This window comes from Brenneria roseae subsp. roseae, assembly GCF_003115845.1.
Lineage (GTDB): Bacteria > Pseudomonadota > Gammaproteobacteria > Enterobacterales > Enterobacteriaceae > Brenneria > Brenneria roseae.
The window spans coordinates 1-5,216 of record NZ_KZ819048.1 but is presented as its reverse complement, the minus strand read 5'-3'; the positions used below and the strand labels follow the sequence as shown (position 1 = coordinate 5,216).

The following is a 5,216-nucleotide window of genomic DNA, read 5'->3' as shown; positions in this document are numbered from 1 at the left end:
TTTTACCATGGTCAACGTGGCCGATAGTACCGACGTTAACGTGCGGTTTTGTACGTTCAAATTTTTCTTTAGACATCGATTGTCCCTCTAAGACACGGATAAATCGGTGGTATCACCACATCAACCAAGCAGTTGCTTGCTGAATTTTTTAACAGAAGAAAATCAGGAGGAATAAAAAGAAGTGGTGCTGATAGGCAGATTCGAACTGCCGACCTCACCCTTACCAAGGGTGCGCTCTACCAACTGAGCTATATCAGCACATCTTGGAGCGGGCAGTGGGAATCGAACCCACATCATCAGCTTGGAAGGCTGAGGTAATAGCCATTATACGATGCCCGCATCCTGGAACTCGGCTACCTGATTTCTCTGTAGATTTTGAACTTGGGGAATAAAGCTTTCATATACCCCGCATTCTTCGATCCGGCCTAGTGTTACATACCGTATCGATTTTATCCTGTCACCAGGATTGAATTTGGTGGTGGGGGAAGGATTCGAACCTTCGAAGTCTGTGACGGCAGATTTACAGTCTGCTCCCTTTGGCCGCTCGGGAACCCCACCTGATTGTGTACTTGATGGTGCCGGCTGCCGGAATCGAACTGGCGACCTACTGATTACAAGTCAGTTGCTCTACCTACTGAGCTAAGCCGGCATCAAGTGCTGCGCATTCTAGGTAGACCGAACGACCTATGCAACAAAAAAATTGCGTAAAATGCACTATCGCTTAGATTTTATCCAAATTTGAACATGGATCCACCATACCATCAAGAATTCGCACAAAGAACCGCCAGATTTCACAAAACCCAAAAGCGCGCATGGTCAAATTTCAGCCATATGCTCTGCACCAAAAATGCAACGCCTGCACTTTGAAAAAGCGTTTTTTAAGCTAAACGGACATATTTCAAGCAATTAATGCATCAAAAACCTGGAATGAATATTGCTTTATTAAGAAGTGTCTATCCATCGTTCAGGAGATGCCCTATGAAAATCGTATCACTCAATGTTGCTACATTACCCGTTTATCGTGGAGAACTTGCCGATTTACTGGTTGATGCCGTGGCGAAAGGCGCATCTATTGGATATCAATCTCCAGTGTCACATGAAGAAGCAGAGAGCTATTTTCATAGTTTGCGGCCTTCTATCGCAAAAGGTGCTCGTATGCTATGGATAGCGCGCGATTTTGAAGGTGTGATCGGCAGCGTACAATTGGAACTATGCCAAAAGTCCAATGGGCAAAATCGGGCGGAGATTCAAAAATTATTGGTACATAGCCGCACTCGTAGAATGGGCGTAGGCAGACAATTGATGCAGGTACTGGAAAAAACCGCACTGCTCCAGCAACGCGGCTTGCTTTATTTGGACACCCAGGCGGGCTCACCAGCGGAAGCATTTTACCGGACTCTCGGGTATCGCTACCTGGGGGAACTACCAGATTATGCCTGTACACCTGATGGCTACTATCACCCCACCGCCATCTACTATAAACGTCTCTTCGCTGTGAATCATGTAGGTCGAGCCATAGCCAGTTGATGCTTACTCAATGCCCTTATAAAAGGGGCGTTGAGTATCAAGCTGATTTTCTCTTCTTTTTTTCACCAGCAAAGTGGTAACCTGCCTGTAATCAAAAATTACTATACGAAGAAAGGTTCTACGGCCTGAGTTGAGCTAGCGCTATAACTTGGGTGGGCTGAAGTCCCCTTTCTTACCTGTATAAGCAGGCAGAATCAGACTTATGAGAAATAGAGAGCAATCTTTGGCTACGCCATATCTACAGTTTAATCGCCTTCAATGGGCAGCCTTACGTGATTCAGTCCCATTGACATTGACAGAAGAAGAGATAGTTAAGCTAAAAGGGATTAATGAAGATCTGTCATTGGATGAGGTCGCTGAGATCTATCTGCCTCTATCTCGCCTGCTTAATTTCTATATCAGCTCAAACCTGCGCCGTCAGGCAGTTTTAGAGCAATTTCTGGGAACCGACGGTCAAAGGATCCCTTATATTATTGGTATTGCGGGCAGTGTCGCCGTTGGGAAAAGTACCACGGCACGTGTATTGCAGGCATTACTCAGTCGCTGGCCAGAACATCGTAGCGTTGAACTAATTACCACCGATGGTTTTCTTCATCCAAATAAAGTTTTAAAAGATCGTAATTTGATGAAGAAAAAGGGATTTCCGCAATCTTACGACATTCATAGCCTAGTCAAATTTGTTTCTGATATTAAATCAGGAGCTCCAGAAGTCATTGCTCCAACCTATTCACATTTGACCTACGACATCGTTCCCGATAATAACAAAGTTCTGGAACAACCTGATATTTTAATTTTGGAAGGATTGAACGTACTGCAAAGTGGAATGGATTATCCACATGATCCACATAGAGTTTTTGTTTCTGATTTTGTTGATTTCTCAATTTACGTTGATGCACCAGAAGAGCTTTTAAAAACATGGTATATCAATCGTTTTCTGAAATTCAGACAAGGTGCATTCTCAAATCCAAATTCCTACTTCCATAATTATGCAAAATTGACAGAACAGGAAGCGATTGGAATTGCCTCACAACTTTGGCAAGATATTAATGGACTTAATCTGAAAGAGAATATCCTTCCTACACGTGAAAGAGCCAGTCTTATTATGACCAAGAGTGCAAATCATGCTGTAGAGTATGTACGATTAAGAAAGTAAATATCAGAAAACCCAAGAGGGGATAATATATCCCCCCTTTTTTAAACGCCGCGCAATGAAATCTCGCCACCGATATAAGGCGTTAATTTACCGTCACTTTCCAGTAACAAAGCGCCTTGCCGATCGATACCTCTGTCAATACCGTGTATTTCCCGATTGCCAATAACCAATTTGACCGGACGATTGAAGTAATTATCCAGTTTCTCCCAATTGGAGATAAAAGACTCTAGCCCATACTGCTCAAAAGTAGCCAGAGCCGAGCGTAGTTCTAAAATCAGACTCGCTGCCAGCGTATTACGATCTATTGCAATTCCAGCTTCCTGTAAATTGATCCATCCCTGATTAATCACGTTATCCACTAGATCACGCATTTGTAAATTAATACCGGCACCAATAACCAGATGGGCGGCATCCCCGGTTTTTCCCATCAGTTCAACAAGAATTCCCGCCAGTTTTCTATCCTTTAAATACAAATCATTGGGCCACTTTACTCGAACGCCCTCAGCTCCCAGCTTATGTAAGACTTCGGCCATCACCATACCAATCACCAAACTTACGCCCACTGCCGCTGCAGGCCCTTGCTCCAAGCGCCAATACAAAGATAAGTATAAATTAGCGCCAAAAGGAGAAAACCATTTCCGCCCTCTTCGGCCACGTCCGGCTTGCTGATATTCAGCAATACAAGCATCCCCGGAGGCTAAAGAACTTAACCGATCTAAAATATATTGATTTGTCGAGTCAACGACAGGTAAAACCGTTACCCCGCCTTCGGGTAAGGTACTGAGAATCTTTTCCTCGTCCAATAATTGCATCGGCGCAGGAAAACAATATCCTTTTCCGGTTACCGTAAAAACATCAATTCCCCAATCTCGCAGCGTCTGGATATGCTTATTAATGGCAGCCCGACTCATCCCCATCATTTCACCCAAGAATTCACCTGAGTAGAATTCACCATCCGATAGAATTTGAATGAGCTTAAGAGGAACTTTAATGTCTCTCATGACAATACCTCGACAGCATTTACCTCTCCATGTGCGGCAATAAAACGAACTTCAGGCTCGAGCCAAACATTGAATTTATTGGCAACTTCACTGCGGACATGGCGTGCTAAACCGATAATATCCATACTTACCGCATTATCTTTATTTATCAGAACCAGTGCCTGCTGGCTATGAACCGCTGCGCCGCCCATTTGAAAACCTTTTAAATGGCATTGATCAATCAGCCATCCTGCTGCAAGTTTTACCTTTCCTTCCGGCTGCGGGTAGCGAGGTGCATTCGGATATTCTTTTAGAATATGCTCAGCATGCTGCTGCATAACAACAGGGTTCTTAAAGAAACTACCAGCATTACCGGTAACAGCAGGATCGGGCAGTTTGCTACGTCTCATATGGCACACTGAATCAAAGATTTGTTGTGGTGTTACGGTGGCAGGATCGAGTTTCGTCAAATCACCATAATTTAATATTGGACTCCAATCTTTCTTCAGATAAAACCCTACCGCCGTGATAGCAAATCCGTCACGATATTGATGCTTAAATATGCTTTCGCGATAAGCGAACTGACATTCAGCTGCATTGAGACGTCGTACCGTTCCCCTGGAAAGATCCAATAGATCAACATATTCACATACATGTTGAAGTTCTATACCGTAAGCTCCAATGTTCTGGATCGGTGCAGATCCCACACAGCCAGGAATTAACGCCAGATTCTCTAGACCAGCAATACCTCGTTTAAGCGCATACTCCACCAAATAATGCCAATTTTCTCCAGCACCGACGTGAAGATGCCAGCCTTCGCAATCGTCCGTTACCACAATACCTTTAAGTCGATTAAGTAAAACGGTACCGGCGAAGTCTTCCAGGAAAAGAACATTACTCCCTTCACCTAGCAACAGAACTGGCTTATGCAATGACCTGGCTGCCTGCCAGCCATTGACGAGCTGTTCTTGCGTATCAGCCACAATGATGGATGACGCAGCTACCGATAATGAAAAGGAATTATAGGGTTTTAGTGATATGGCACCATTCGTCATCGCATTCATACTCATTAACTCAGATACCTCATAGTCTACCCGATCAGAGTCAGATATCAGCGTTGTTTTATACGCGGCTAAATAACCAAAGGCAGCGGCTAAAACAGGTATCAGTGCTCATTACCGACAAAACAGGGAAACCCGTCTTACTGACCTGAGTTCAGATAAAGTGAAACCGTTGGTTTGAGTTTGTGGACGATGCATAAAGCCCCGGTCGAGTGCGCCTGTAGCTCCTCCAACAAGGCCCCGCTCCCGAATGAGGCTACAACGCAAAAAGCCCCCGTCTTTCGACGAGGGCTTCTCACTAATTTGATGCCTGGCAGTTCCCTACTCTCACATGGGGAGACCCCACACTACCATCGGCGCTACGGCGTTTCACTGCTGAGTTCGGCATGGGGTCAGGTGGGACCACCGCGCTATCGCCGCCAGGCAAATTCTATTTATCCCAACCGTTATGTTTTCACACAACCACCGGAACCAATCTTTGAACAAGCTAAAATA

General features: G+C 44.7%; 5 protein-coding genes, 4 tRNA genes and 1 rRNA gene. 2 read left to right on the top strand and 8 right to left on the bottom strand.

Features of this window, described 5'->3' with window-relative positions; all coding sequences use genetic code 11:
• The 5 genes from DDT52_RS21335 to DDT52_RS20670 form a co-directional block, all read right to left on the bottom strand.
• Positions 1-76: hypothetical protein (locus DDT52_RS21335; protein WP_010436276.1), on the bottom strand; the 76-nt coding region annotated here is incomplete at its 3' end.
• Positions 77-182: 106 nt separating this feature from the next.
• Positions 183-258, bottom strand: a tRNA-Thr gene (locus tag DDT52_RS20685).
• A 6-nt stretch (positions 259-264) separates the two neighbouring features.
• Positions 265-339 (bottom strand) — tRNA-Gly (locus tag DDT52_RS20680).
• A 134-nt stretch (positions 340-473) separates the two neighbouring features.
• Positions 474-558, bottom strand: a tRNA-Tyr gene (locus DDT52_RS20675).
• A 15-nt stretch (positions 559-573) separates the two neighbouring features.
• Positions 574-649 (bottom strand) — tRNA-Thr (locus DDT52_RS20670).
• A gap of 329 nt (positions 650-978) precedes the next feature.
• Here DDT52_RS20670 and DDT52_RS20665 point away from each other — a divergent pair.
• Positions 979-1,527: a GNAT family N-acetyltransferase gene (locus DDT52_RS20665; RefSeq protein ID WP_136157983.1), complete on the top strand. Its 549-nt coding sequence runs from the start codon at positions 979-981 to the stop codon at positions 1,525-1,527.
• A 202-nt stretch (positions 1,528-1,729) separates the two neighbouring features.
• The gene (gene coaA / locus DDT52_RS20660) at positions 1,730-2,680 is read left to right on the top strand and encodes a type I pantothenate kinase (protein WP_109491539.1); all 951 of its coding nucleotides are present in this window, start codon (positions 1,730-1,732) and stop codon (positions 2,678-2,680) included.
• Positions 2,681-2,721: 41 nt separating this feature from the next.
• Here the strand turns inward: coaA and birA are convergent, their stop codons facing one another.
• The 3 genes from birA to rrf form a co-directional block, all read right to left on the bottom strand.
• Positions 2,722-3,681: a bifunctional biotin--[acetyl-CoA-carboxylase] ligase/biotin operon repressor BirA gene (gene birA, locus DDT52_RS20655; RefSeq protein ID WP_136157982.1), complete on the bottom strand. Its 960-nt coding sequence runs from the start codon at positions 3,679-3,681 to the stop codon at positions 2,722-2,724.
• Positions 3,678-4,715, bottom strand: a complete 1,038-nt coding sequence (murB, locus tag DDT52_RS20650; protein ID WP_136157984.1) for a UDP-N-acetylmuramate dehydrogenase — start codon at positions 4,713-4,715, stop codon at positions 3,678-3,680. The genes birA and murB overlap by 4 nt, the downstream gene beginning before the upstream one ends.
• Before the next feature lie 314 nt (positions 4,716-5,029).
• Positions 5,030-5,145: ribosomal RNA gene (gene rrf, locus DDT52_RS20645) — 5S ribosomal RNA — on the bottom strand.
• Positions 5,146-5,216 lie beyond the last annotated feature (71 nt).

Coding starts and splice junctions, on each gene's coding strand:
- DDT52_RS20665 (WP_136157983.1), top strand. CDS start 979: ATGAAAATCGTATCACTCAATGTTGCTACATTACCCGTTTATCGTGGA.
- coaA (WP_109491539.1), top strand. CDS start 1,730: ATGAGAAATAGAGAGCAATCTTTGGCTACGCCATATCTACAGTTTAAT.
- birA (WP_136157982.1), bottom strand. CDS start 3,681: ATGAGAGACATTAAAGTTCCTCTTAAGCTCATTCAAATTCTATCGGAT.
- murB (WP_136157984.1), bottom strand. CDS start 4,715: ATGACGAATGGTGCCATATCACTAAAACCCTATAATTCCTTTTCATTA.